Here is a 22222-nt window from a genome sequence, read left to right on the forward strand (position 1 = left end):
AGAAACGAGAGGTATTCATGAAAAAAACGAAAACAAAAAAACCTTTGAGCAAGGGAATGAAAGTCTTTTTGGATTTAGTGATGGTTTGTTGCTTATTGGTGGCCGGCTTTTCAGCTTGGAGTATTGTGCAAGCTTTGAAAGATTATCGTGAATCGCGACAGGCTTATGAAGAAGTTAGAAAAGAAGTGGTTGTGATTGATCAAAAAACAAAAGAAGAAAAGGTGGATTTTGCGAAATTAAAGAAGCTTTATCCTGATACAGCCGCTTGGATTAAAATGAAAGATAGTAGGATTGATTATCCGATTGTCTATGGCGACTCTGTTGATCCGGCAAGAAGAGGAAATGAGTTCTATTTGCATCATTTGATGGATGGTCGTTACCAAAACTCAGGAACATTATTCATGGATGTTCAAAATGGGCGTGGTTTGAAGTCAAGGGTTTGGACGGTGTATGGACATAATATGCGTGATGGCTCAATGTTTGCGGATATCAATAAATTTCAGAAACAGTCTTACTATGATAGTCATAAGGAAATGGAATTAGAAACACCAGAGGGTAAGTATAAGGTTTATCCGGTTGCCGGCATCAAAACAACTGGATCGGATGATTATGTGCGCTACCATTTTAGCTCTAATCAAGAGTTTATGGATTATGTGAATATGTTTCAAAAGAAGAGTACTTTTAAATCTGAACAAACGGTAAGTGCGAAGGATCAGTTGATGTTATTTTCGACTTGTGATTATAGCATTGATGACGGTCGTTATGCTTTGCTTGCAAAAGTGGTTAAGAAATAGAGGTAGTGGTATGTTGAAAACGAAAGATTGTTTTGATTTGAACCATAGTTTAGCTGGCTCTTATTTAGAAAAGTATGAATATCCATGGCTTGCCTTATCGGGTATTAAAGAATTGATTTTAAATTTAGGTGGTTCTCTAGGTGAGGATTATGAAGAGGTTCAACCACAGGTTTGGGTGCATAAAACAGCTAAAGTATTTCCTTCTGCTTATTTAGGAAGTCCTTGTATCATTGGTGCACGGACAGAAGTGCGTCATTGTGCTTTCATTCGCGGTTCCGTTTTAGTGGGAGAGGATTGTGTGGTTGGCAATTCCGTGGAATTAAAGAATGTGATTTTGTTTGACCATGTGCAAGTGCCTCATTACAACTATGTTGGCGATTCTATCCTTGGTTACTACAGTCACATGGGAGCAGGTGCAGTTACTTCCAATGTAAAATCCGATCATAGCTTGGTTGTGATTCATGTGGGTGATGAAGCCATCGAAACGGAATTAAAGAAGTTTGGTGCTATTTTAGCTGATCATGTGGAAGTTGGTTGTAATGCGGTTTTGAATCCCGGTACAGTGATTGGCTCTAATTCAAGAGTGTATCCAACGACGGGTGTGCGTGGTTTTGTGCCGGAAAATAGTATTGTTAAGAAAACCGATGTGATTGTGAAAATAAAAAAAGGAGAATAGTATTCCCCTAATTCTTTCTAGGTAACTGCTTCAAGAAGGCTTCAACGTCTTCTTTTTTCGTAGCCCAATCGGTTACCATACGGATAACTTCCTCCTCACCTAAATCTTGCCAAGTCATGAGACCGAAGTCTCTTCGTAGTTCATTCGTAACTTTTTTAGGTAAGATAGGGAATAATTGATTGCTTTGACATGGATAGAAGAAAGAATATACTTTTTCTTGAAGACCATTTTTTAAGCGTTCCGCATGCTCTATGGCTTGTTTAGAAATTTGGAAATAGCGATTCTTTTCAAAAAGAGTTTGAAATTGAATTCCCAATAAGAACCCCTTGGCTAATAAACCACCCTTCTGTTTGGTGGAAAGACGAAATCCTTTTGCGTATTCTTTTTGATTAAAAATAACGGCTTCACCAAACAAAGCACCAATTTTAGTGCCACCAATGTAGAATATATCGCATAAATGAGCAAGGTCTTTGAATTGAACATCATTTTCCTTTGCACATAGACCATAGCCTAATCTAGCTCCATCAATAAAAAAAGGAATTTTATATTTTTGACAAATGGAATGTAAGTCTATCAATTCTTTTTTGGAGTATAATAGTCCTGTTTCCGTAGGAAATGAAATGTATAAAGCGGCAGGTTGAACACAATGTTCAGGACTAGGCTCTTTTTCATAAATCTCTAAGGCTTCCTGTACTTGCCGAGCAGATAGTTTACCTTGTTGGCTTGGTAGTAGAGAACATTTATGACCAAGTGCTTCTATAGCTCCTGTTTCATGGGTGTTGATATGACCGCTATCGGCGGTTAATACACTTTGATAAGGACGTAAGATGTGCGATAGAACCGTTACATTGGTTTGAGTGCCGCCCACTAGGAAATGGATTTCACTATCGCATTCTAGTTTTTCTTGAATTAACTTTTTCGCTTCTTCGCAATACCTATCTAAACCATAACTGATATTCTGTTCAAAATTACTGGTGTTTAATTTTTCCAGTATTTCGGGAATACATCCCTTACTATAATCATTTTCAAAAAGAATCATATTTAAGCTCCTCATATACAAGTTCATCATAAAGTAGGAAAGGAAAAAAGCAATGTTGATATGTCAAAATTATGAAATCGATGTGCTGGTCGACTTATTAAAACAAGATGAAGCAGTGGCGGTACCGACGGATACCGTCTTTGGTTTGTGTGCTCGTTACGATCACTTTCAAGCTCAAGAAAATTTAAGAGATTTAAAGAAAAGACCAGAAACAAAAGCATTCCCAATTATGTGTTCCAATTTTCAACAAGTGTTACAAATCTGTGAAATGAAAGAAGAAGAAAAAAGAGTGATGGAACAATTTATGCCTGGTCCTTTGACCATGATTTTAAAGAAAAAGGAAGGAGTACCTTCCTTTGTGAATGATGGGCAAGATACGATTGCGATTCGTTTGGCAACTAGCCCTATTTTAGCCGAGATAATTGATAAATTAGGTGTTCCGGTGTATATGACTAGTGCCAACTTATCAGGTGAGCCGGTCGCTTTAACCATACAGGATGTACCAGAGGTAAAGGCTGCTTTAAATGGTAAAATTAAATATGGTCAAGCCAGTACGATTGTTGTCTTTGAACAGGGAGCTTGGAAACTCTTGCGTCAAGGACCAATCACTTTATCGCAAATCCAATCCCTATTTTAAAAGTGAAGAAAGGCAATCCAAAGGTATTGTCTTTCCTTTTCGGGTGTTTTCTTGAAAGTATCGGCTAGTCAGGGCATAGCGAACGGCTTCTTTTAATTGTTCAGGATTACATTCTTCTTTTTCTAAACATAAACCAACATCATAGGGAATACGCTGTTTCTTAGGTAGGATGAGTTGGGGAATGCCGGCTTGCTTACAAACTTGGTATAGATACATATTTTCTTGATGAATAATCAAAGGAGCTTTGTAGAATAAGATTTGGTCCGGTTCGAAAAAGCGATAGTTATCTAATACAGGTGTCAACATCTTTTCATAACTAGTACCCCGTTCGAGAAGAATTTTATCACTGGTAGAAAAGGTATTATTGCTTTGTATTTCAAGAAGATGTTCGGGAATATCAAAGCTAAAATACACACCAAATCGTCTTAAATCTCGATATCTGAGAATTTGTTCAAGATGATTTTCTTTTAATAGGCGGTTGAAACCACGGAATAGATTATGCGGACTACGGACTTTTTCAAGATAGCCATCTTGTAAAAAATAGAAGGGAATATGGTTTACGCTCGTTGCTATAAAGGCTGCGTATCTTCCTAAACTAATGCAACAATCCGGTTGGAAATCCTCTATTGCTTCTTGCATAAGGGCGAAATCTTTTTTAAGGAAAGAATACGATAATTCTCCTTTCGTATAAATATCTTCCAAGGCATTTTCTGAATGAAAAAAAAGAAGATTATGATTTTTAGGAGAAGAGTAGTGTTTCTTGGACCAAGAAGGAGAAGAACTAGAGCAAGTAGCGAAATCAATATCAAGATTGAATTGAAGAGCTCTTGCTAGAGTTAGGTAATCTTCTTGATTGCGGATAAACCAAAGTATTTTCATGTTCCCAATATAACATGCTTTTCAGCTCAGGGAAAACGTGGCAGCCTTGAATTATAATTAGATTTCGTATAAAATAGCGAAAGAAAATTGGAGGTAAACCCATGCTAGAAGTCTTACATCATCCACTCATTACGCATAAGCTGACACAAATGCGACAAATTTCAACAACGACTAAGGATTTCCGTGAAAATCTGGATGAAATTGCGGAATTGATGGCTTATGAAGTTTGTCGTGATTTACCAACAAAACCAGTTGAAATTGAAACACCTGTTTCTAAATGCATTGGTTATCAATTATCGAAAGAAGTTGTGATTGTACCAATTCTTCGTGCCGGTATTGGTCTATTAGATGGTATTCGTCGTCTAGTTCCAACAGCTAAGGTTGGCTTTATTGGAATGTATCGTGACGAAGAAACATTAGAGCCGGTGGAATATTTTGCGAAGTTTCCAAATGATTTAGAACATTCCATTGTGATGGTCGTTGATCCGATGTTGGCGACGGGCGGTAGTGCGAATGACTCTATTAATCAAATTAAGAAGCGTGGGGCTAAAAATATTAAGCTTGTTTGTTTGGTTGGAGCTCCTGAAGGTGTGCAACTAATTCAAAAGAATCATCCGGATGTGGATATTTATTTAGCGGCTTTGGATGAAAGATTAAACGAACATGGGTATATCGTACCCGGCTTAGGGGATGCGGGCGACCGTATTTTTGGGACAAAATAATTGTTTAAATTTTATCTTCAGTCGGGCATTTATTTAATTGCCTTGGTGCTTAGCTTTTATGCTTTGCAAGCCCTTGATTTTGAAAGGATTCTTCGTAAGAATAAAGTCAATCAAGCCCAAGTATTATATGGTCTATTGGTTATTGCATTAGCGTATTTGGTCGGTTCTTTTCTCCTATTCTTTATTCATTAAAAGGGAATTTACCTTCTATTGGGAATATAACGATAGGAGGTTTTTTTATGACGGCGAAAGAATTGTGGGCAAATTATATGGATGATCGAAGAAAGGTCTATGATTTAGTCGTTCCTGACCAAGTGGACAGTGCCTTAGTATCGGAAGCCAATTGGATTACAAGGTCGCAATATAGTTGTGGACAATCCTTAGGTGTTCGGGTAAAGGTAGGAGATATTTGTTACTTGGATTATGGACAAGCTTATCTAAATGAGATGGGTTACCAACATTTTGGTTTGGTTTTTTCTTTATTTGCTAAGAAAGCTTTGATTATTCCGATGACTTCCAATCCCAGCACCTATGCGAAAGCCTTTGATGCTCATTATCAACAAAGTGGCAAGGAACATTTGATGCGTATTGGTTTAGTTCCGGGCTTAGTGAAACCGTCGGTTTTATTTCTAAATGATTTACGTTTTATCAATACCGCAAGAGTGATTGATGTGAAAGCTTATATTTCACCTGATTCTTCTTTGTTCAAAAGTATTGAGGAAAGAGTAGAAAAAGTTGTCTTTTCTAAAAGAAGGCATTGAAATGTTGTAGAATAAGAACATGAGGAAATTAGAGGGAAAATGGTTGGTGGCTGTTTCGACTGGTCCGGATTCTATGTACTTATTGCATCAATGCTTGGAATGCGGGATGAATGTTCAAATTGCTCATGTGAATTATCACCATCGTAGACAAGCGGAAGAAGAAGAGACCTTTATTCGTTCTTTTGCGAAACAGCACCAAATTCCACTTCATGTTCAAAATGGAAGCTTTCAGCCGAAAGGAAACTTTGAAGCTGAAGCGAGAAATTGGCGATATGACTTTTTTGCAAAAATTGTTCAAGAAGAAAATTTAGATGGTGTCTTGGTTGCTCATCAACAAGAGGATCTTTTAGAAACTTTTTTTATGCAAGAAGAAAAAGGACTAGAACCGGCTTATTTTGGCTTAAAAGAAAGAACCATCATTCATGGCATCGTAGTGGTTCGTCCTTTATTAAACCTTCGTAAAGAAGAAATGATGGCTTATCTAAATCGACATCAATATCGTTATTTCATAGATCACACCAATTTAGAAAATGAATATCGTCGTAATCAAATTCGTCATAGCCGACTGGAAACAATGAGTGATTTTATGCGTGAAGAGGTATTGAAAGAAATAGAGAAAAGAAATTCGGTTCTACAGGAAAGAAGATGTCGTGTAGCCACTTATATTCAACAAGGGAAAGTGAATATAGGCTTTTATCAAGCATTAGAAAAAGAAGATCGTTTGGCAACTTTAAGAAGCCTGTTGGACCAGAAGAAACATCATTCTAAAGTTCAATTGGAAGAAATGGATCAAATAGTGATGCGAAAAAATCATTTTTATATTCCTTTTGAAGAGGACTATATAGCAAGTGATGGCGGCTTTTTCTTTTTGTGGAAAGAAAAAAGGTATTCTTATACCAATATTGAGATGAAAGACTACCCTTTCTTTAAAGTAGAAAAAGGTGAAAAGGGAGTGAATGCAGTAACGGTATGGGAAGATGATTATCCATTAACTATCCGTAATTATCAACAAGGAGATAGTATTCAACTTCGTTTTGGTAAAAAGAGGATATCTCGGTTTTTCATTGATCGAAAAATACCAATGTATTTGCGAAAGGTTTGGCCAATTGTTCTAAATTGCAAGCAAGAAATCATTTTGGTTCCGGGATTGGGATCAGATGTCCGTCATTACTCTATAAACCCAAGTATCAATGTGATACAATACTTAAATGATAAGGAGTAATTATGTGGGAAAAAGAAACAATTAAAAAGGTATTGATTAATCAAGAAGAAATTCAACGGCGTTGCGTTGAATTGGGTGCAATTATTACAAAAGACTATGAAGGAAAAAAACCATTAATCGTGGCTTTACTTCGTGGTTCAGTACCATTCTTAGCGGAATTGATTAAAAATATTGATTTAAACCTTCAATATGATTTTATGGATGTTTCATCGTATGAGGGAACGGAATCCATTGGTGATATTCGTATTTTAAAAGACTTGGATTCTTCGATTAAAGGTGTGGATATTATCTTAGTGGAAGATATTGTGGACACAGGTCGTACGGTTAAAACGGTTTGTGAAACATTGATGAATAAAGGGGCGGCTTCGATTCGGGTTGTAACTTTATTGGATAAGCCTTGTCGTCGTGTTGTGGATACGAAACCAGAATATATTGGTTTTGAGATTGGCAATGAGTTTGTGGTTGGTTTTGGTATGGACTTTAATCAAGATTATCGTTGTTTACCATACATTGGTGTCTTGAAAGATGAGTGCTACCAAACTGAGGAGTAAGAATGAAAAATAGAAATTTAGTACAGCGTTATTTACCGATATTGATTATTTTAATTGCGCTTGCCAATTTATTGTTGATGAATCCAAATCGGAATACGAATAAGATGACCATCGATGAATTTTCTAAATTGGTGGATGCAGGCAGTATTGAAAGTGCTAATTTTTCCGTTGGTCGAAATGTGACGAATATTAAAGGAACTTATAGCAATTCAAGTAAGAAAGCAACTTTTGATATTACATTACCTAGCCGTAGTGATTTGATCAATAAGAGCATCGATACTTTAAAAACAAAGAACATTACGGTTGTGGATGCGGAAGCCTCCAATAAGTTTGTGGATGTGATTGTGAGCTTAATTCCATTTATTTTAATGATGGGCTTTGGCTTTTGGATGATTTCCCGTATGGCACAAGCCAATGGTGGTGCGAATGGGAAAGCATTTGAGTTTTCTAATTCAAAAGCTCGTTTGGAAAGCAAGGTGCGTACTCGTTTTGAGGATGTGGCAGGTTGTGATGAAGAGAAACAAGAGATGTCGGAAATTATTGACTACTTGAAATATCCGAAGAAGTTTGAAAAGATGGGAGCTCGGATTCCAAAAGGAATTCTGTTGAGTGGTCATCCAGGAACGGGTAAAACTTTATTAGCGAAGGCGGTTGCAGGGGAAGCGAATGTACCTTTCTATAGCATCTCCGGTTCGGACTTTGTGGAAATGTTTGTCGGGGTTGGTGCTTCGCGTGTTCGTGATATGTTTAAGAAAGCTAAGCAAACAGCTCCATGTATGATTTTCATTGATGAAATTGATGCGGTAGGGCGTCAACGTGGCGCCGGTTTTGGTGGCGGTCATGATGAACGTGAACAGACCTTAAACCAATTGTTAGTGGAAATGGATGGTATGCAAGAAAACAATGGTGTTGTCATCATTGCGGCAACAAATCGTCCTGATGTTTTAGATCCTGCTTTATTAAGAGCCGGCCGTTTTGATCGTCAAATTACGGTTTCTCTTCCAGACTGGAAAGGACGTAAGGCTATTTTAGAAGTGCATGCTCGTAATAAGAAATTGGCGGAAAATGTGAATTTAGAAGCTCTGGCGAAAAGAACACCCGGCTTTTCAGGAGCCGACTTAGAAAATGTCTTAAATGAAGCGGCTATTTTAGCGGTTCGTGAAAATACAGAAGAGATTCATATGAATCAAGTGGATGAAGCGATTGACCGTGTGATGATGGGACCGGCGAAAGTTTCCCGTACTTATGATGAAGCAACGAAAAAGTTAGTGGCTTATCATGAAAGCGGTCATGCGATTATTGGTTTATTCTTAGATGATGCTCAAATTGTCCAAAAAGTAACGATTATCCCACGTGGGCAAGCCGGTGGTTATAACTTAATGACACCAAAAGAAGAAAAGATGATGCATACTAAGAAAGACCTGATGGCTTCCATTACTTCTTATATGGGTGGTCGTACCGCAGAAGAATTATTCTTTGATGATATTACAACCGGAGCGGTAGATGATATCAAGAGAGCAACTAATATTGCTCAAGATATGGTCACATTATACGGTATGTCGGATCTTGGCCCGATTAAGTATAATTCTGGTAGTGAGAATGTGTTCTTGGGTCGTGATTATAATCAACCCAATAATGTGTCTGGTGAAGTGGCCTATGAAATTGATCAAGAGGTTCGTAAGATTGTGAACGCTTGTCATAATAAAGCAAAGGAAATTATCACCGAACATAAGGCTGAATTAGAAAGTGTTGCACATGCGTTGATGGAAAATGAAACATTAACGAATGAACAAATCCGTAACATTGTTAAGGGATTACCAATGGATGCAGAAACTGAATAAGTACTCGTAAGAGTACTTTTTAATGGTGATTACTTTTTAAAAGAAAGTATCTTCAGAGTGAAACACTTATTTATTGACAAAAAAATCACATATTTTAAAATAAAAAAAGTATTTGAGGAGGAAAAATGATGAAGAAAGTGTTAACGGCTGTTATATCAGTTGCCTTATTGGCTGGCTGTTCAAGTACTGCCAACAAAAAACCGGAAGTTAAGAAATTGAAGGTTGGTATTGGTTCCGTTTCTAATTTGAAACCAAAGGAATTAAAGGATAATCAAGGTTCTGTTCAATTTAGTACAACCATCGCCACAGTTGCTTTAGAAGGAGATGTTATCAAGTATTTAAACTTTGATGTTGCTCAAAACACATCAACCTTTGATGGCACAGGTAAATTTACATCCAATCATACCGAAACACCAACGAAGAAGGAAAAGAAAGATGGCTATGGTATGAAGAAAGCTTCTAAGATTGGTAAAGAGTGGTATGAACAAGCTGAATCTCTTGAAAAATGGGCGATTGGAAAGAAGGTTTCCGACTTCAAGAATATGAAGGCAAAGAAAGATGACCATGGCACAAAAGTAGCTGAAACGGATTTACAAACAGGAGTAACTGTTCGTGTGGATGATTTCTTAGCCAGCTTTGATAAAGCAGTAAATGCGGCGGTTGAGGTGGAAGGGGTTACCCAAGTCGCAAGTGCAAGCTCAACAAAGATGGAAAATAAAGATGCGAAAAGTACTCGTTCTAATGTAACCTATGCAGCTTTGGCTTTGGATAAAGATAATAAGATTGTTTTAGCTTTAACAGACGTTGCTCAAAACACCGTAAAAATAACGAATAAGGGTGCTTTTGATGGTGAAGTAAAGTCCGAACAAACTAAGCTTGAAAAGAAGGATGCTTATGGCATGAAGAAGGCTTCTAAGATTGGTAAAGAATGGTATGAACAAAACGCAGCTTTGGATAAGTGGTTTGTCGGTAAGACGAAAGCTGATGTGGAAGGTATGAAGACGGAAGTTAAGAACAATCACGTTGTTTCAACGGATAAGGACCTTCTATCTGGGGCTACGATTGGTGTGGATGAATTCCAAAAGGCTATCGTAAAAGCGTTCGCAAATGTTAAAGAGGTTAAGTAACAGCTGATAAAGACTAGGTTAATTCCCAGTTTTTTTTCTGTTAAAAAGTCAGATAATTCGCTAAAATATAAGGGATGAAAAAAAGTATTGGATTTGGTATTTTTTTAGGCTTTTTACTAGCAAGCTTAGAACTATATTTATGGAAATTTCGTTTTTTAAGTACTTCTGTATTAGATATGTTTCTGTTTGTACTTATTGGTGGCTCACTTGTTCTATTAAGTGATTGGCTCAAAAAGTGGATAGAGAGAATTTATTTTCTACAAAGCACAATGGTGGTTGTCAGTACGATGATTGGTCTTTTCTTTGTGGTTTATATCAGTTATCGTTCCATTCAGTATTCTTTAGTTATATATTGGTTGATTTGGCATTTTGTGGAAATTCTTCTAATTTTTATCACAAACTTTTTACAAAAGAAAAGAGATACTTATGAACATTAAACCATTCCAAGAATACCCAAGAATGTCCTTGCAAAGAGATAATTATGTGATTTTAAATGGTCTATGGGACTTACAGATTTGTTCAAAAGGACAAGATCCGGTTGAAGATGGTTTTCAATCAATTCTTGTTCCGTTTGTGCCGGGAACCCCTGCTTCTTTATATCCTAAAAAGCCAAGGGAAAACGAGGTTCTTTGGTATCAACTTCAATTTGCGTATTTGCCTTGTGAAAAACAGACTTTTCTTCATTTTGAGGCGGTCGATCAAGATTGTGAAATTTACTTGAATGGTGTTCATTTAGGCAATCATCGAGGTAGCTATGATGCTTTTGAAGTGGATGTTTCTTCAGTCATCAAATATCAAAATATCCTTGTTGTTCGTGTAGAAGATAATGAATTATCGGCTTTTGGATACCAAAAAGACCATCCTTTTTCAGGAATCTATGGTTCGGTTTGGTTAGAAAATAGACCGATACATTGTGTAGATGAAGTTTATGTTGAGTACAAAGATAAAAGAGTGTTTGTTCATTTGAAAGGTGATTTTGAACAGGCGGCGATTATCATTACAGAAAAAGGGAAGCTCATTCATTCGGGTATTACCAATCAAAAAGTCTATGAAGTCGAAATGAAACATCCACATTTATGGTCTTTGGAAGATCCTTTTTTGTATGATATCTATGTTCAGACAGAGGAAGACTTGGTCAAGAGTTATTTTGCCCTAAGAACTATTGAAAAGAAAAAGGGTAAGTTTTGTTTAAATGGGGAAGCCATGTGGATTAATGGTATTGTGGACGAAACTTGGTTAGAAAAGAGTGGACCAATTTGTGCTAGTGAGAAAGAAATGAAGGAACGTCTTTCGCAAATCAAAGCACTTGGTTTTCAAGCCATTCGTAAATACGGTACATTAGAAAGAAGCCGTTGGTTTTATCTATGCGATCAAATGGGTATTCTTGTGTTTCAAGATGTTCCGCAAAGTTTTCAAGAAGTTTCATCTCTTTTTGCATGGGGAAAGAAGGAAAGAAGTGAAAGTGAAAAGAAGGAGTATAGGCAAGAAACCTCTATTCTTTTCAAGCAATACAAAACCCATCCTAGTTTAGCGGCCTGGATACTTTTCCCGGATGGTCATGGTGCTTTTGAACCGAAGAATTTAAAGGTAAATTGTTTGTGGGATATTTCCGAGGGACAAAGGCTGCTTAGTGGTGATTTTTGTTTGAATGGTCATTTGGATGCGAGTCGTATTTCCATTAAAACTATTGGCGGCCTAGGTTATTGGCAAGAAAGCCACCATGACTTGGGTCATGCCCATAAACAGTATGGTGATAAGATTGATTGGAACCAAGCGATTGAAGATTTGTTAGAAGCACAAGTTGAAGCAAGTGTCCAAAAAGGCTACGCCGGTTATTTCTATAAACGTTTTCAGGATTGTGGTCGTAAAAATGATGGTTTATTTAGTAAAGAAGCATCGGTAATAAAGGTGAATCCAAGGATATTTGAACAATGGAATCGTTATTTTAGGAGGTTGTATAAACATGAAAGATAAAATTGTGATTGCCCAAGCGTTTGCAGGGCAAGTGCGTATTCGTTCTCTTCATAGTACGAATTTAGTGGAAGAAGCACGTAAAAGTCACCATTTGATGGCCACATCAGCGGCAGCTCTTGGTCGAACATTAACGCTTACAGCTATTTTAGCTTCCGATTTAAAGAATCCAAAGGCGAAAGTGACAGCACTTTTTAATGGCGGTGGACCAATTGGAACGGTCTTAGCGCAAGGAGATGGGGCTGGGCATGTGCGTGGCTTTGTGGGTAATCCCAATATTTATTTGGTTCGTGAAGATGGTCATTTGGATGTTGGGGCGGCCATTGGTCAATCAGGAACTTTAAAAGTAACGAAAGACTTGGGTTTGAAAGAACCTTTTTCAGGTGTGGTGAATATTCAAAGTGGTGAAGTTGGTGATGATTTCGCTTATTATTTTGCGGTTTCTGAACAAACACCATCGATTGTTGGCGTAGGTGTATTGGTTAATCCGGAAGGAGATATTCGTGCTTCTGGAGGAATGATTTTTCAACTTATGCCGGGAGCTAGTGAAGAAACGATTTGTGCTTTGGAAGAAATTGCTCGTACGATGAAACCCATCACTGAATTGGTGGATGTAGGTTTAAGCCCGGAAGAAATGATTTATGCCTATATACCAGATGCACAAATTTTAGATGAAAAAGAAGTGGTGTGGAACTGTTCTTGTTCTAAGGAACATTATTTCCATGCTTTAACCACCTTAGCGGATAAGGACTTGCAAGAAATGATTGAGGAAGACCATGGAGCAGAAGTTACTTGTCAATTTTGTTATACAAAATATCAATTTAGTGAAGATGAATTAAAGGAAATAGTCCATGCAAAACAGTTGGAAAATCGCTGATGTTAAAATGGAAAGCCGTGTGATAGCGGCTCCTTTGGCAGGTATTTCTAATCCCGTGTATCGTTCTTTAATGCGTCAATCAGGGGCAGGCTTGGTGGTATCGGAAATGATTTCTGACAAAGCCTTGCATTATAAAAGTGAGAAGACATTTAGGATGTGTGAAACTGTCGAGGATGAACATCCTGTTTCTTTACAGATATTTGGTTCGGATTTGGAAACCATGGCTGAAGCGGCAGAATATTTAAATGAACATAGTGATTGTGACATAATAGACATCAATATGGGTTGTCCTGTGCAAAAGATTATCAAATCACATGCCGGTTCGTATTTATTACAAGATCCACGGTTAGCACAAAAGGTAGCGAAAGCAGTTGTTGATCATTCTCACAAACCGGTAACGGTTAAAATCAGGTCGGGTTGGGACTTTCAGCACATCAATGCGGTGGAAGTGGCGAAAGGTTTAGAAGATGTAGGTGTTTCAGCCATTGCGGTTCATGGTCGAACGAGAAGTCAGATGTACAGTGGGAAAGTTGATTTGGGTATTATTAAGCAAGTGAAAGAGGCGGTTTCTATTCCGGTCATCGGCAATGGGGATATTAGAACTGTTGCGGATGGGAAAAGAATGTTTGAGGAAACAGGTGTAGATGCGATTATGATTGGTCGAGGCTTACTTGGCCGCCCTTATTTTATGTCAGAAATGGTGGCGGCTTTAAAGGGGGAGAAATTCATTGAACCAAGTCTTTCGCAAAGACTTCATTTATTAGAAGAATACGCTGTTCGTTTATCCGCAAGAATGGGAGAAAGAAATGGGATGCAGATGATGAGGGGAATGGCGGCTTGGTATTTAACCGGAATGCCTAATTGTTCGCAAATTAAGAAAGCTGTTTCGAGCATTAACTCTTTAAATGATTTGCGGCTTATCTTAAAAGAATATGAGGAGAGCCTATAGTAAGTGGATCTTTTGGCATTTATAGAAATAATTGAATTGTTTTGATGGGAATAGAATGGTCAGCAGTAAATTCAAATGAATGGACTGCTTTTTAGTTAGGCAGTTGCGTTTTTAATTCAACTATTTTCCAGTACAATAAGAATATGAAAATTATTTTTTCTCCAAGCAAGAAAATGAAGATGGATGAAGATTTTCTTACTACCCAAAATCCTTTCTTCTTAAAAGAAGCGAATGAATTATTAGAAGCGATGAAATCATATTCCGATAAAGAAAGAAAAAAGATTTGGAATGTATCGGATGCTTTATTCCAAAGAACCAATCAAATGCTTTTAGAAACTAAATCGATGTCCGGTAAAACACCAGCTCTTTTTGCTTATCAAGGCTTAGCTTTCCAACATTTATCAGCGAATGCTTTAGGACAAAAGGAATTGGATTATTTAGAAGAACATTTGTGCATACTATCCGCTATGTATGGTGTTTTAAAACCAATGGATGCGGTGGTTTCCTATCGTCTGGAGATGCAAGCTTTTCTGCCAAGCGGAAGTCTTTATTCCTATTGGAAAAATAAATTAAAAGAGTACTTTCAACAGGAAGAAATTATTAATGTAGCTTCAAAAGAATACAGCGATACCCTTTTAAAAGACTATGATGGGAAAGTAACCCATATCCTCTTTGGTCATTTAGAAAAAGGAAAACTTAAAACCAAAGGAACACTTGCGAAGATAGGAAGAGGCGACTTGATTTATTCCATGACAGAAAGAAAAATCGAAGAAGTCAATAAATTAAGAAACAGCTTTGACCACTATTGGTATCGAGAAGATTTATCAGATGAAGAACACATTGTTTATTTATACGCATGATATTGTAAGTTGCAGCTTAATTTCCTAGGAAATTTAACTATTTTTGATTAAAATAAATGTGATGGAAGATAACTATTTATTAGCTTTGTCGTTGCTTTATCGAAACACTAAAAAGTACTTTGACCATAGTCTATCCCAATATAATTTGGGTTGGGGTCAAGTACTTCCTTTACTTATGGTCAATGAACACGCTGGTATTACCATGCAAGAATTAACCCAAAGGTCGGTTGTGGATAAAGGAACAACCTCAAAGGTTGTACAAAACTTATTAGATAATGGCTATTTAAAAGTAAAAATTGATGAACAAGACCGTCGTGTAAAACATCTTTACACCACTTCCAAAGCATCAGATATCATTAGCTCTATCTATCATTATCGTCAAGAATATGGACAAAGTCTTGCTAAAGACGTTGATTTTTCACATTTTTTAGAAGAGCTGACGATTGTGATGAAGAATTCAGAAGCGAATGATAAAGAGGAAGATAAAGATTTCCAATCCTTACGCATTGGTAAATATAAAAATTTAGATTTAGGAAATTATCCCGATAAAGTAAGCGCCACTATTTATCTATCCGGTTGTAATTTAAAGTGTCCTTTTTGTAATCAAAAAGATTTGGTTTTCTTGCCCCAAGAAGCGAATTTATTAGATGTTACAGAAGTTTTAGAAGATTTAAAATCCAGAACAATTTTTTTGGAAGCAGTTTGTATCAGTGGTGGAGAACCTTGTCAACAAGAAGCCCTTATTCCTTTCTTAGTAGAAATTAAAAAGTTAGGCTTATCGGTTAAATTAGAAACCAATGGTACTTTTCCCTATGTGTTAGAAAGTCTTATACAAAGAAAACTAGTGGATTACATCCAACTCGATTGGAAAAATGCAAGTCGGAAAATACCGGAAACTGTTGGTTTGTTGGCAAGGGATGTTCCTATCCGGCGCATGAAAGAAAGCTTGAAATTGGTACAATGTTCGGGAATTCCCTATGAAATCCATACCACTTTAGTGAAAGCTTTCCATGGTAAAAAAGATGTAAAACAAATGTATAAAGAATTAGAAGGCGATAAGCATTGGAAGTTGTATCCATTTAGACAAAGCAATCAAGTGATTCAAAAAGACTTAGTGGAGTGGAGTGAAGAAGAATGGGAGAAGATAAGTCATGTGGAAAGTTAGAAAAAGAGATAATAGCTTAACCGAGTTTGAGGTAGATAAAATCAAAGTTGCCATTAAAAAAGCTTTTCATGGCTCGAAAAAAAGGGTTCCTTCTTCGGTATTGGATTTAATTGCGATACGAGCAGTGGCTGATTTTGAAGATAAAATTGCGGACGATGTGATTAGTGTTGAAGATATTCAAGACAGTGTGGAACATGTGTTAGCGGAATGTGGTTATTCCGAAGTGGCGAAAGCCTATATTTTATATCGCCGTGAACATGAACGCTTGCGTGAAATTGAAGAGGCGAACCATCAGTATTTAAAAGATATTGAACGCTATTTAGAGGGGAATCAAGAAAATACCATTGGTGGTTTAATCTTAAATAACTCAGCTTCCTTAACCGAACTATATTGGTTAGAGGATATTTACGACCGTAGTATTCGAGAGGCGGTTCATAAAGGCACATTAGAAATCGGTGGTATGGAGATGATGGCTCCTTACGCTTGTATTTGGGATTTGAATTTACTATTAAAAAAAGGAATTTTGCCAGTGCAAGGAAAGGTAGGTACTTTACCAGCTAAACATTTAAGCACCGCTTGTTCACATATCACCAACTTTATCGGCATTATCCAAAATGAATGGGTGAGTGTACAAGGTTTTGAACACATAGATACCTTACTAGCTCCTTTTGTGCGTCAAGATGAATTAAGCTATGCTGAAATTAAACAATCGATTCAAACCCTGGTATATGGTTTAAATGTTCCTTCTCGTTGGGGCGGAAAAGCTCCTTTTAGCCATTTTGCCTTTGATGGTCGTATTCCCGAAAAATTTATTCATCAAGAAGTGTTTATCGCTGGTAAGAAAATGACATTTGTTTATGGAGATTTAGAAAAAGAAGCGGGGAAAATCCGTCAAGCTTTCTATGAAGTTTTATTAGAAGGTGATGGCGAAGGAAAACCATTTGCGTATCCATGGATGACAGTCAATTATTTGGAAGAGAAGGTGCTTGATTTATTAAAGAAAGACCAATGTTTATTTTGGCGAACAATGCCTCAAGATGTGGATAGCCAAATGATTAGCGGCAAAGTGAGTATTTCATTTGACAAGGAAACTTGGAAAGAAAAATTGACCTTAGCTCATAAAGCTTTATTAACCCAACAAATTATTCTTGATAAATTGACTGAAAATGGTCTGTATCCATATAGTAAAGCCTATGGTTTACCTGATAAAAAAATTGCGAAAATTTGTTGGAAGAATGTGTCGCTTGAACAAGCAACGGATTTAATAGAGCTATTGCAGGAAGAAAAAGAAGTCCTTGAAAAAGAAGGCATCTACATGGAATTTATTCCTGAAAAAGAAATAGATGTTATGAAAGGTTTTGCTTTACAAGAAAAAACACAAAGTTTGGATGGTCTTGGGAAGCTACAATCCATCGATTTACCAGAAGAAATGAGTGATAAGGATATTTTGCATTATCTATCAAAAATTCAAAAAACCTATCATCTACGTCTTCTTGGCTTCCATTTAAAGTGAAAAATGAGCGAATAAAGGACAATGATCGGAAGGCTCTTGCCCCACATAATCCTTTTTTATTTTCTTAATATCAAGAAATTTTAATTGACGAAGTAAAATTTGATCAACAGCTTCTTGCTTATAACGGGCAGAACCAAACTTCCCTCGTAAGGTACTACCTAGAGCTTGTGGGCGTATCCAAGTAGATTCCAAGTAAGAAAGTGTTTTTCCGGATAAGGTAGTATTCATGTCTCCACATAGAATAGTTGGTCCTTTAGGAAGAAGGGATAAAAGAATATGAAGTTGTTCATATCGAACGCTTTCAATCCTTTTCTAGTGGTTTTAGAGATTGACGCATGGTTCTTGTGTATTCCTGCACGCAAAGAATATCGGGTTTATATTCGTCTAAACAGGCTAAAATAGCTGGTAAACGACGAGAAAAGCGTTTAGAGCCAAATGGATAAACAACATCAGATAATAAGTTAAAAGTCATAATAGAATACTTTTTCATGCCATGATTATACTAGAAAACAAAAAGAAAGACAGCTAATCACTTTGTTTGACATATACCCCTATGGGTATATAGTAATATCTATAGAAGGATCATATATGGAATATTACGCACACGAATATAAACAAAGAAGTGAAGCAGAAAAGAAAGCTTTATTCACGCGCTTGCATCGAATTGAAGGACAAATTAGAGGTATTGAGAAGATGGTGGATGAGGATCAATATTGCCCTAATATTGTTATGCAAGTATCCGCTGTTTCATCAGCCTTAAATAGCTTTTCTAAAGAACTAATGGCAAGTCATATTCAAACTTGTGTAGTGGAAGATCTTCGTGAAGGAAATGAAGAAAGTATTCAAGAACTTGTGAAGATGATTCAAAAGTTAATGAAGTAGGAGGTTGTATGGAAAATTATCAAGTAAAAGGGATGAGTTGTGCAGCTTGTCAAGCAACGGTTGAAAAAGCTGTTAAAAAAGTTCCGGGTGTTCAATCTTGTTCGGTTTCTTTATTGACTAATTCTATGGTGGTTGAAGGAAATGTTTCGCATCAAGATATTGAAAAAGCAGTGGAAAAAGCTGGCTATCAAGCTATTTCAAATAGTCATACAGATGTTAAAACAAAGGGGAATGAACTATCGGAAGAAGAAACGCCTAAGTTAATGAAACGCTTTGTACTATCGTTAGGGGTCATTTTAGTTTTAATGTATTTCAGTATGGGCTATATGATGTTTCATTGGCCTCTACCTTCTTTTTTCAATGAAAACTATATGGCTTTGGGTTTGGTGCAAGCCATTTTGGCACTTGTGGTAATGGTGATTAATCGTTCTTTCTTCGTATCAGGATGGAAATCACTGATTCATTTAACACCAAATATGGATACCTTAGTTACCCTAGGCTCGGGGATTTCATACCTTTGGTCGATTGGTATTTTATTTCGCATGACAGTCACACCGACATTGGAACAAATGACTTTAGCGCATCATCAATATTATTTTGAATCAGCTGCGATGATTTTGGTTTTTATTGTCTTAGGGAAAACATTAGAAGCTTATTCCAAAGGAAAAACAACCAACGCTTTAAAATCTCTCATTCAACTAAGTCCAAATGAAGCTCGTTTGTTTATGAATGGGGAAGAAAAAATGGTTTCCATTGAAGAAGTAAAGGTCAATGATTGTATCTTAGTGAAGGCCGGTGAAAAGATTGCTGTAGATGGTATTGTTTTACAGGGACAAGCAACGGTGGACGAGAGTGCTTTAACGGGTGAAAGCTTACCGGTAGATAAAAAGGAAGGGGATGTTGTCAAATCCGCAACCATCAATCGAACTGGATACATGGTCATTCGAGCCACACAAGTGGGTAAGGATACTAGTTTGGCGCAAATTATTCAACTGGTGAAAGAAGCTTCCATGACAAAAGCTCCAATTGCTAAAATTGCGGATAAGATTTCCTCTATCTTTGTACCAACCATCTTAGTAATTTCACTTCTCGTGTTCTTTATTTGGTTCATTTGGACTAAGGATGTTAGCTTATCCATGCAACATGCCGTATCGGTCATGGTGATTGCTTGTCCATGTGCCCTTGGTCTAGCAACGCCAGTAGCGATTATGGTGGGTAGTGGTGTTGGTTTCCAAAATGGCTTATTGTTTAAAACTTCTGAATCTTTGGAAGAAATGAGTAAGATGGATATTATTGCTTTGGATAAGACAGGAACAATCACTAAAGGACAGCCACAAGTGGTAGAGGTCTTTGAAGAAAACTCTGAATTATGGTCACTTGCGTACGCCTTAGAAGCAAAAAGTGAACATCCTTTTGCGAAAGCCATTGTCGAAAAAGCACGTGAAAAAAAGATAAATTTACAAGAGGTGGAACAATTTAAAACCGTCGTTGGGCATGGCTTAAAAGCTTATGTGAAGGGCAAAGAGATTGTGGGTGGTTCTTATAGTTATATTTCTTCTTTGACTTCATTGAGTGAAACACAAAAAGAAGTTTTGGAAGTACAAGCTAAGATGGGTAGAACGCCATTATTGTTCATACAAAATGGAATGTATCTAGGATCTATTATTGTGGCTGATCCAATCAAAGAAGATTCTAAGCAGGCTATTAAAATCCTACAACAATCCGGTCGTGAAGTGGTGATGATTACAGGCGATCAAGAAGCTACCGCACAAGCAATTGGTAAGCAAGCCGGTGTTCAACATGTAATTTCAGGCGTTTTACCAGATGAAAAAGAACAAGTTATTTCTTGGCTAAAGCGGTTTGGGAAAGTGGCGATGGTTGGTGATGGTATTAACGATGCGCCAGCTTTAACGGACGCAAATTTAGGCTTAGCAATTGGAGCCGGTACGGATGTAGCGATAGATGCGGCGGATATTGTGTTAAGCCAATCGCATTTATCAGAAGTGGTACAAGCTATTTATTTAAGTGAAAAGACAGTCCAAATCATCCATGAAAATTTATTTTGGGCTTTTATATATAATTTGGTGTTAGTACCATCCGCAACAGGATTTATTCCCGGAGTTGCGATTGAACCAATGTGGGCTGCAGCAGCTATGGCATTAAGCTCTGTAACTGTGGTATTAAATGCCTTAAGATTAAATTATGTTAGGATTACCCGTCAGCCGAAGAATAAGAAAAGAGTAGAGGTTCAATGGATGGAATGGAAAAGAAAGAAGGAAAGTAAAATGAAAAAGATTGTAAAAGTAGAAGGTATGATGTGTGAACATTGTGAAATGAGCATTAAGAAAGCCTTGGAAAAAATTGATGGAGTAGAAAGAGCTGTTGTATTTCATGAAAAAGGAATTGCAGAGGTATCTTTGTCAAAGGATGTTCCGAGTGAAGCCTTTCAAAAGGTAATTGAAGAAAAGGAGTATGAGTTCAAAGGAGTGGAAAATGTTTAAGACAACCATTCAAATAGAGGGAATGGCTTGTTCGATGTGTGAAAGCCATATTCAAGATGCACTTCGTCGTTTAGGATCTGTTTCAAAGGTTAAAGCAAGCCGAAAAAAGAAAGAAGCTTGTTTTGTCTCAGAAGAAGCGTTGGATCCAAAGTTAATTCAAAAGGCAATTGAAGATTCGGGCTATGAGTTCAAGGGTATTTCAACAAAGGTGTATGAAAAGAAAAAACTTTGGTTCTTTTAGAAGGTGGTGATAGCCATCTTTTTATTTGGAAATTAAAAAGGCGAGAAGCTTTGATGTGTCCCCCAAAAGTTAGACCAAAATCTAACGATAGGGAGGTCGGTACAGCTTCTAGTCCTTTAAAAATCACAGGTATCCGGATTAATGTTAGCAGGACCATAATTTTGAATTCCATCCAGAAATTTAATATCTTCTTTCGCTAATTGAAAAGAATGTAACTGAGAATAATCTTCCATTTCATTCAAATCATTGCTTTGAACAAGTGGAAGTACATCCTTATCCAATAAATAACGGGCACAAATCATCCGAGTAGACACATGATATTTATTCGCGAATATCTGAATTTCCTTTGCTTTTAGGATAGCTTCATGGTTAGGCGGTAGAAAGCCAATGGTTTGAATGCCATGAAGTTTTGCACAATCCAAGTTATTCTCAAAAGGAAAGCCTGGATAAAAGCGAGCCTGGTTGACCATTGGGGCAATATTTGAAAACTCTAAGTATTCTTCAATGTGATGGGCTTGGCAATTACCAATACCAATCGCATGCACCTTTCCACTTCGGTATAAATCTTCCAAAGCAAACCAAGTTTCCTTTTCAGTATACAAATGGTTTTTTCTAAATTCCAAAGGATTCGGCCAGTTGATTAAGAACAAATCAATGTAGTCGGTTTTAAAAATCTTTAATAAATGACCAAAATAACGTTTTACACCATTAGTGCCATGGTCATGATTGCCAAGTTTGGCGGTTAAGAATAAATCATCACGATGAACATGGCTTTCTTCAATCGCCTTTTGAATGAGGGGAAAATACGTCGAATCTGATGGTAAATCAAGATGACGGAAACCGAAGGTAAGAGCCTTTAAAACATCCTTATAAATGGAATTTGCTCTTGTATGGTCAATGCGGTAACCAGGGTATGGAATAATAATTCCATTATGTAAATTTGTGATTCGGAATGCGGTTTTCATGTCTCTATTATAGCCTTGTTTTTAGTTGAAAACCGTTTCAAGTAAAAGG

Annotated in this window: 25 protein-coding genes; 20 read left to right on the plus strand and 5 right to left on the minus strand. The window is 37.0% G+C overall.

The annotated features are described in order from the left end of the window. The first annotated feature begins 17 nt into the window (after positions 1-17). On the plus strand, positions 18-794 hold the full coding sequence (srtB, locus tag K7I92_RS05960; protein ID WP_203245296.1) for a class B sortase: 777 nt from the start codon (positions 18-20) through the stop codon (positions 792-794). Between the two features lie 10 nt (positions 795-804). Beyond that, the gene (locus K7I92_RS05965) at positions 805-1470 is read left to right on the plus strand and encodes a UDP-N-acetylglucosamine pyrophosphorylase (protein WP_203245297.1); all 666 of its coding nucleotides are present in this window, start codon (positions 805-807) and stop codon (positions 1468-1470) included. A 7-nt stretch (positions 1471-1477) separates the two neighbouring features. On the opposite strand, the gene K7I92_RS05970 is transcribed toward K7I92_RS05965, so the two are convergent. Next, positions 1478-2509 carry a low specificity L-threonine aldolase gene (locus K7I92_RS05970; protein WP_220282425.1) on the minus strand — a complete coding sequence of 344 codons (1032 nt, stop codon included), beginning with the start codon at positions 2507-2509 and terminating at the stop codon, positions 1478-1480. Positions 2510-2561: 52 nt separating this feature from the next. On the opposite strand from K7I92_RS05970, the gene K7I92_RS05975 reads away from it, so the two are divergent. Beyond that, complete coding sequence (locus K7I92_RS05975; protein ID WP_203245299.1) at positions 2562-3146, plus strand: L-threonylcarbamoyladenylate synthase; 585 nt, start codon at positions 2562-2564, stop codon at positions 3144-3146. Here the strand turns inward: K7I92_RS05975 and K7I92_RS05980 are convergent. Continuing rightward, a complete protein-coding gene (locus K7I92_RS05980; protein WP_203245300.1) occupies positions 3138-4025 on the minus strand; it encodes a hypothetical protein in 888 nt (295 codons plus the stop codon). The genes K7I92_RS05975 and K7I92_RS05980 overlap by 9 nt on opposite strands. Positions 4026-4126: 101 nt before the next feature. On the opposite strand from K7I92_RS05980, the gene upp reads away from it, so the two are divergent. From upp to nrdD, 14 genes are all read left to right on the plus strand, one after another. Beyond that, complete coding sequence (gene upp, locus K7I92_RS05985; protein WP_203245301.1) at positions 4127-4747, plus strand: uracil phosphoribosyltransferase; 621 nt, start codon at positions 4127-4129, stop codon at positions 4745-4747. Further along, positions 4748-4939, plus strand: a complete 192-nt coding sequence (locus tag K7I92_RS05990) for a DUF1146 domain-containing protein (protein WP_220282426.1) — start codon at positions 4748-4750, stop codon at positions 4937-4939. Between the two features lie 47 nt (positions 4940-4986). Continuing rightward, positions 4987-5508, plus strand: a complete 522-nt coding sequence (locus tag K7I92_RS05995; protein ID WP_203245303.1) for a hypothetical protein — start codon at positions 4987-4989, stop codon at positions 5506-5508. Between the two features lie 19 nt (positions 5509-5527). Next, positions 5528-6730: a tRNA lysidine(34) synthetase TilS gene (tilS, locus tag K7I92_RS06000; RefSeq protein ID WP_220282427.1), complete on the plus strand. Its 1203-nt coding sequence runs from the start codon at positions 5528-5530 to the stop codon at positions 6728-6730. A 2-nt stretch (positions 6731-6732) separates the two neighbouring features. Next, entirely contained in the window at positions 6733-7281 is a 549-nt protein-coding gene (gene hpt, locus K7I92_RS06005) for a hypoxanthine phosphoribosyltransferase (RefSeq protein WP_220282428.1), read from the plus strand. 2 nt (positions 7282-7283) lie between these two features. After that, a complete protein-coding gene (gene ftsH, locus K7I92_RS06010; protein ID WP_203245306.1) occupies positions 7284-9122 on the plus strand; it encodes an ATP-dependent zinc metalloprotease FtsH in 1839 nt (612 codons plus the stop codon). Between the two features lie 125 nt (positions 9123-9247). After that, positions 9248-10249, plus strand: a complete 1002-nt coding sequence (locus tag K7I92_RS06015; protein ID WP_220282429.1) for a hypothetical protein — start codon at positions 9248-9250, stop codon at positions 10247-10249. 74 nt (positions 10250-10323) lie between these two features. After that, entirely contained in the window at positions 10324-10686 is a 363-nt protein-coding gene (locus K7I92_RS06020; protein WP_220282430.1) for a hypothetical protein, read from the plus strand. After that, positions 10676-12223, plus strand: coding sequence for a glycoside hydrolase family 2 protein (locus K7I92_RS06025; protein ID WP_220282431.1), 1548 nt, complete (start codon positions 10676-10678; stop codon positions 12221-12223). The genes K7I92_RS06020 and K7I92_RS06025 overlap by 11 nt, the downstream gene beginning before the upstream one ends. Next, entirely contained in the window at positions 12213-13097 is an 885-nt protein-coding gene (gene hslO / locus K7I92_RS06030; protein ID WP_220282432.1) for an Hsp33 family molecular chaperone HslO, read from the plus strand. Before K7I92_RS06025 ends, hslO begins: the two co-directional genes overlap by 11 nt. Continuing rightward, positions 13072-14046, plus strand: coding sequence for a tRNA dihydrouridine synthase DusB (dusB, locus tag K7I92_RS06035; protein ID WP_220282433.1), 975 nt, complete (start codon positions 13072-13074; stop codon positions 14044-14046). The genes hslO and dusB overlap by 26 nt, the downstream gene beginning before the upstream one ends. 143 nt (positions 14047-14189) lie before the next feature. Beyond that, positions 14190-14906 (plus strand): YaaA family protein, encoded by a 717-nt coding sequence (locus tag K7I92_RS06040; protein ID WP_220282434.1) that lies wholly within the window; start codon positions 14190-14192, stop codon positions 14904-14906. Positions 14907-14967: 61 nt separating this feature from the next. Next, entirely contained in the window at positions 14968-16071 is a 1104-nt protein-coding gene (locus K7I92_RS06045; protein WP_203245314.1) for an anaerobic ribonucleoside-triphosphate reductase activating protein, read from the plus strand. Next, a complete protein-coding gene (nrdD, locus tag K7I92_RS06050; protein ID WP_220282435.1) occupies positions 16058-17584 on the plus strand; it encodes an anaerobic ribonucleoside-triphosphate reductase in 1527 nt (508 codons plus the stop codon). The genes K7I92_RS06045 and nrdD overlap by 14 nt, the downstream gene beginning before the upstream one ends. Here nrdD and K7I92_RS06055 read toward each other — a convergent pair. After that, positions 17576-17812 (minus strand): hypothetical protein, encoded by a 237-nt coding sequence (locus K7I92_RS06055; RefSeq protein WP_220282436.1) that lies wholly within the window; start codon positions 17810-17812, stop codon positions 17576-17578. The two genes, nrdD and K7I92_RS06055, sit on opposite strands and share 9 nt — an antisense overlap. Before the next feature lie 73 nt (positions 17813-17885). Next, complete coding sequence (locus tag K7I92_RS06060) at positions 17886-18074, minus strand: hypothetical protein (RefSeq protein WP_220282437.1); 189 nt, start codon at positions 18072-18074, stop codon at positions 17886-17888. A 98-nt stretch (positions 18075-18172) separates the two neighbouring features. Between K7I92_RS06060 and K7I92_RS06065 the strand changes: the two genes are divergently transcribed. The 3 genes from K7I92_RS06065 to K7I92_RS06075 are packed head-to-tail and all read left to right on the plus strand — an operon-like array spanning position 18173 to position 21208. Next, positions 18173-18466, plus strand: coding sequence for a metal-sensing transcriptional repressor (locus K7I92_RS06065; protein WP_220282438.1), 294 nt, complete (start codon positions 18173-18175; stop codon positions 18464-18466). Positions 18467-18474: 8 nt separating this feature from the next. Continuing rightward, positions 18475-20967, plus strand: a complete 2493-nt coding sequence (locus K7I92_RS06070; RefSeq protein ID WP_220282439.1) for a heavy metal translocating P-type ATPase — start codon at positions 18475-18477, stop codon at positions 20965-20967. Further along, positions 20960-21208, plus strand: coding sequence for a heavy-metal-associated domain-containing protein (locus K7I92_RS06075; protein ID WP_203245319.1), 249 nt, complete (start codon positions 20960-20962; stop codon positions 21206-21208). The genes K7I92_RS06070 and K7I92_RS06075 overlap by 8 nt, the downstream gene beginning before the upstream one ends. Before the next feature lie 116 nt (positions 21209-21324). Here the strand turns inward: K7I92_RS06075 and K7I92_RS06080 are convergent, their stop codons facing one another. After that, positions 21325-22173, minus strand: coding sequence for an aldo/keto reductase (locus tag K7I92_RS06080; protein WP_203245320.1), 849 nt, complete (start codon positions 22171-22173; stop codon positions 21325-21327). Positions 22174-22222: the final 49 nt, after the last annotated feature.

This window comes from Bulleidia sp. zg-1013 (assembly GCF_019798045.1).
Lineage (GTDB): Bacteria > Bacillota_I > Bacilli_A > Erysipelotrichales > Erysipelotrichaceae > Bulleidia.

What these genes read in the sequence shown, in the direction of transcription:
- K7I92_RS06080 (WP_203245320.1), bottom strand. Translation starts at nt 22,173, where the DNA reads ATGAAAACCGCATTCCGAATCACAAATTTACATAATGGAATTATTATT.
- K7I92_RS06060 (WP_220282437.1), bottom strand. Translation starts at nt 18,074, where the DNA reads ATGAAAAAGTATTCTATTATGACTTTTAACTTATTATCTGATGTTGTT.
- dusB (WP_220282433.1), top strand. Translation starts at nt 13,072, where the DNA reads ATGCAAAACAGTTGGAAAATCGCTGATGTTAAAATGGAAAGCCGTGTG.
- K7I92_RS06025 (WP_220282431.1), top strand. Translation starts at nt 10,676, where the DNA reads ATGAACATTAAACCATTCCAAGAATACCCAAGAATGTCCTTGCAAAGA.
- K7I92_RS05970 (WP_220282425.1), bottom strand. Translation starts at nt 2,509, where the DNA reads ATGATTCTTTTTGAAAATGATTATAGTAAGGGATGTATTCCCGAAATA.
- K7I92_RS06020 (WP_220282430.1), top strand. Translation starts at nt 10,324, where the DNA reads ATGAAAAAAAGTATTGGATTTGGTATTTTTTTAGGCTTTTTACTAGCA.
- K7I92_RS06015 (WP_220282429.1), top strand. Translation starts at nt 9,248, where the DNA reads ATGATGAAGAAAGTGTTAACGGCTGTTATATCAGTTGCCTTATTGGCT.
- K7I92_RS05965 (WP_203245297.1), top strand. Translation starts at nt 805, where the DNA reads ATGTTGAAAACGAAAGATTGTTTTGATTTGAACCATAGTTTAGCTGGC.
- upp (WP_203245301.1), top strand. Translation starts at nt 4,127, where the DNA reads ATGCTAGAAGTCTTACATCATCCACTCATTACGCATAAGCTGACACAA.
- K7I92_RS06070 (WP_220282439.1), top strand. Translation starts at nt 18,475, where the DNA reads ATGGAAAATTATCAAGTAAAAGGGATGAGTTGTGCAGCTTGTCAAGCA.
- hpt (WP_220282428.1), top strand. Translation starts at nt 6,733, where the DNA reads ATGTGGGAAAAAGAAACAATTAAAAAGGTATTGATTAATCAAGAAGAA.
- hslO (WP_220282432.1), top strand. Translation starts at nt 12,213, where the DNA reads ATGAAAGATAAAATTGTGATTGCCCAAGCGTTTGCAGGGCAAGTGCGT.
- K7I92_RS06065 (WP_220282438.1), top strand. Translation starts at nt 18,173, where the DNA reads ATGGAATATTACGCACACGAATATAAACAAAGAAGTGAAGCAGAAAAG.
- K7I92_RS06040 (WP_220282434.1), top strand. Translation starts at nt 14,190, where the DNA reads ATGAAAATTATTTTTTCTCCAAGCAAGAAAATGAAGATGGATGAAGAT.
- srtB (WP_203245296.1), top strand. Translation starts at nt 18, where the DNA reads ATGAAAAAAACGAAAACAAAAAAACCTTTGAGCAAGGGAATGAAAGTC.
- K7I92_RS05980 (WP_203245300.1), bottom strand. Translation starts at nt 4,025, where the DNA reads ATGAAAATACTTTGGTTTATCCGCAATCAAGAAGATTACCTAACTCTA.
- K7I92_RS05975 (WP_203245299.1), top strand. Translation starts at nt 2,562, where the DNA reads ATGTTGATATGTCAAAATTATGAAATCGATGTGCTGGTCGACTTATTA.
- tilS (WP_220282427.1), top strand. Translation starts at nt 5,528, where the DNA reads ATGAGGAAATTAGAGGGAAAATGGTTGGTGGCTGTTTCGACTGGTCCG.
- K7I92_RS06055 (WP_220282436.1), bottom strand. Translation starts at nt 17,812, where the DNA reads ATGAATACTACCTTATCCGGAAAAACACTTTCTTACTTGGAATCTACT.
- nrdD (WP_220282435.1), top strand. Translation starts at nt 16,058, where the DNA reads ATGTGGAAAGTTAGAAAAAGAGATAATAGCTTAACCGAGTTTGAGGTA.
- K7I92_RS06075 (WP_203245319.1), top strand. Translation starts at nt 20,960, where the DNA reads ATGTTTAAGACAACCATTCAAATAGAGGGAATGGCTTGTTCGATGTGT.
- K7I92_RS05995 (WP_203245303.1), top strand. Translation starts at nt 4,987, where the DNA reads ATGACGGCGAAAGAATTGTGGGCAAATTATATGGATGATCGAAGAAAG.
- K7I92_RS06045 (WP_203245314.1), top strand. Translation starts at nt 14,968, where the DNA reads ATGGAAGATAACTATTTATTAGCTTTGTCGTTGCTTTATCGAAACACT.
- ftsH (WP_203245306.1), top strand. Translation starts at nt 7,284, where the DNA reads ATGAAAAATAGAAATTTAGTACAGCGTTATTTACCGATATTGATTATT.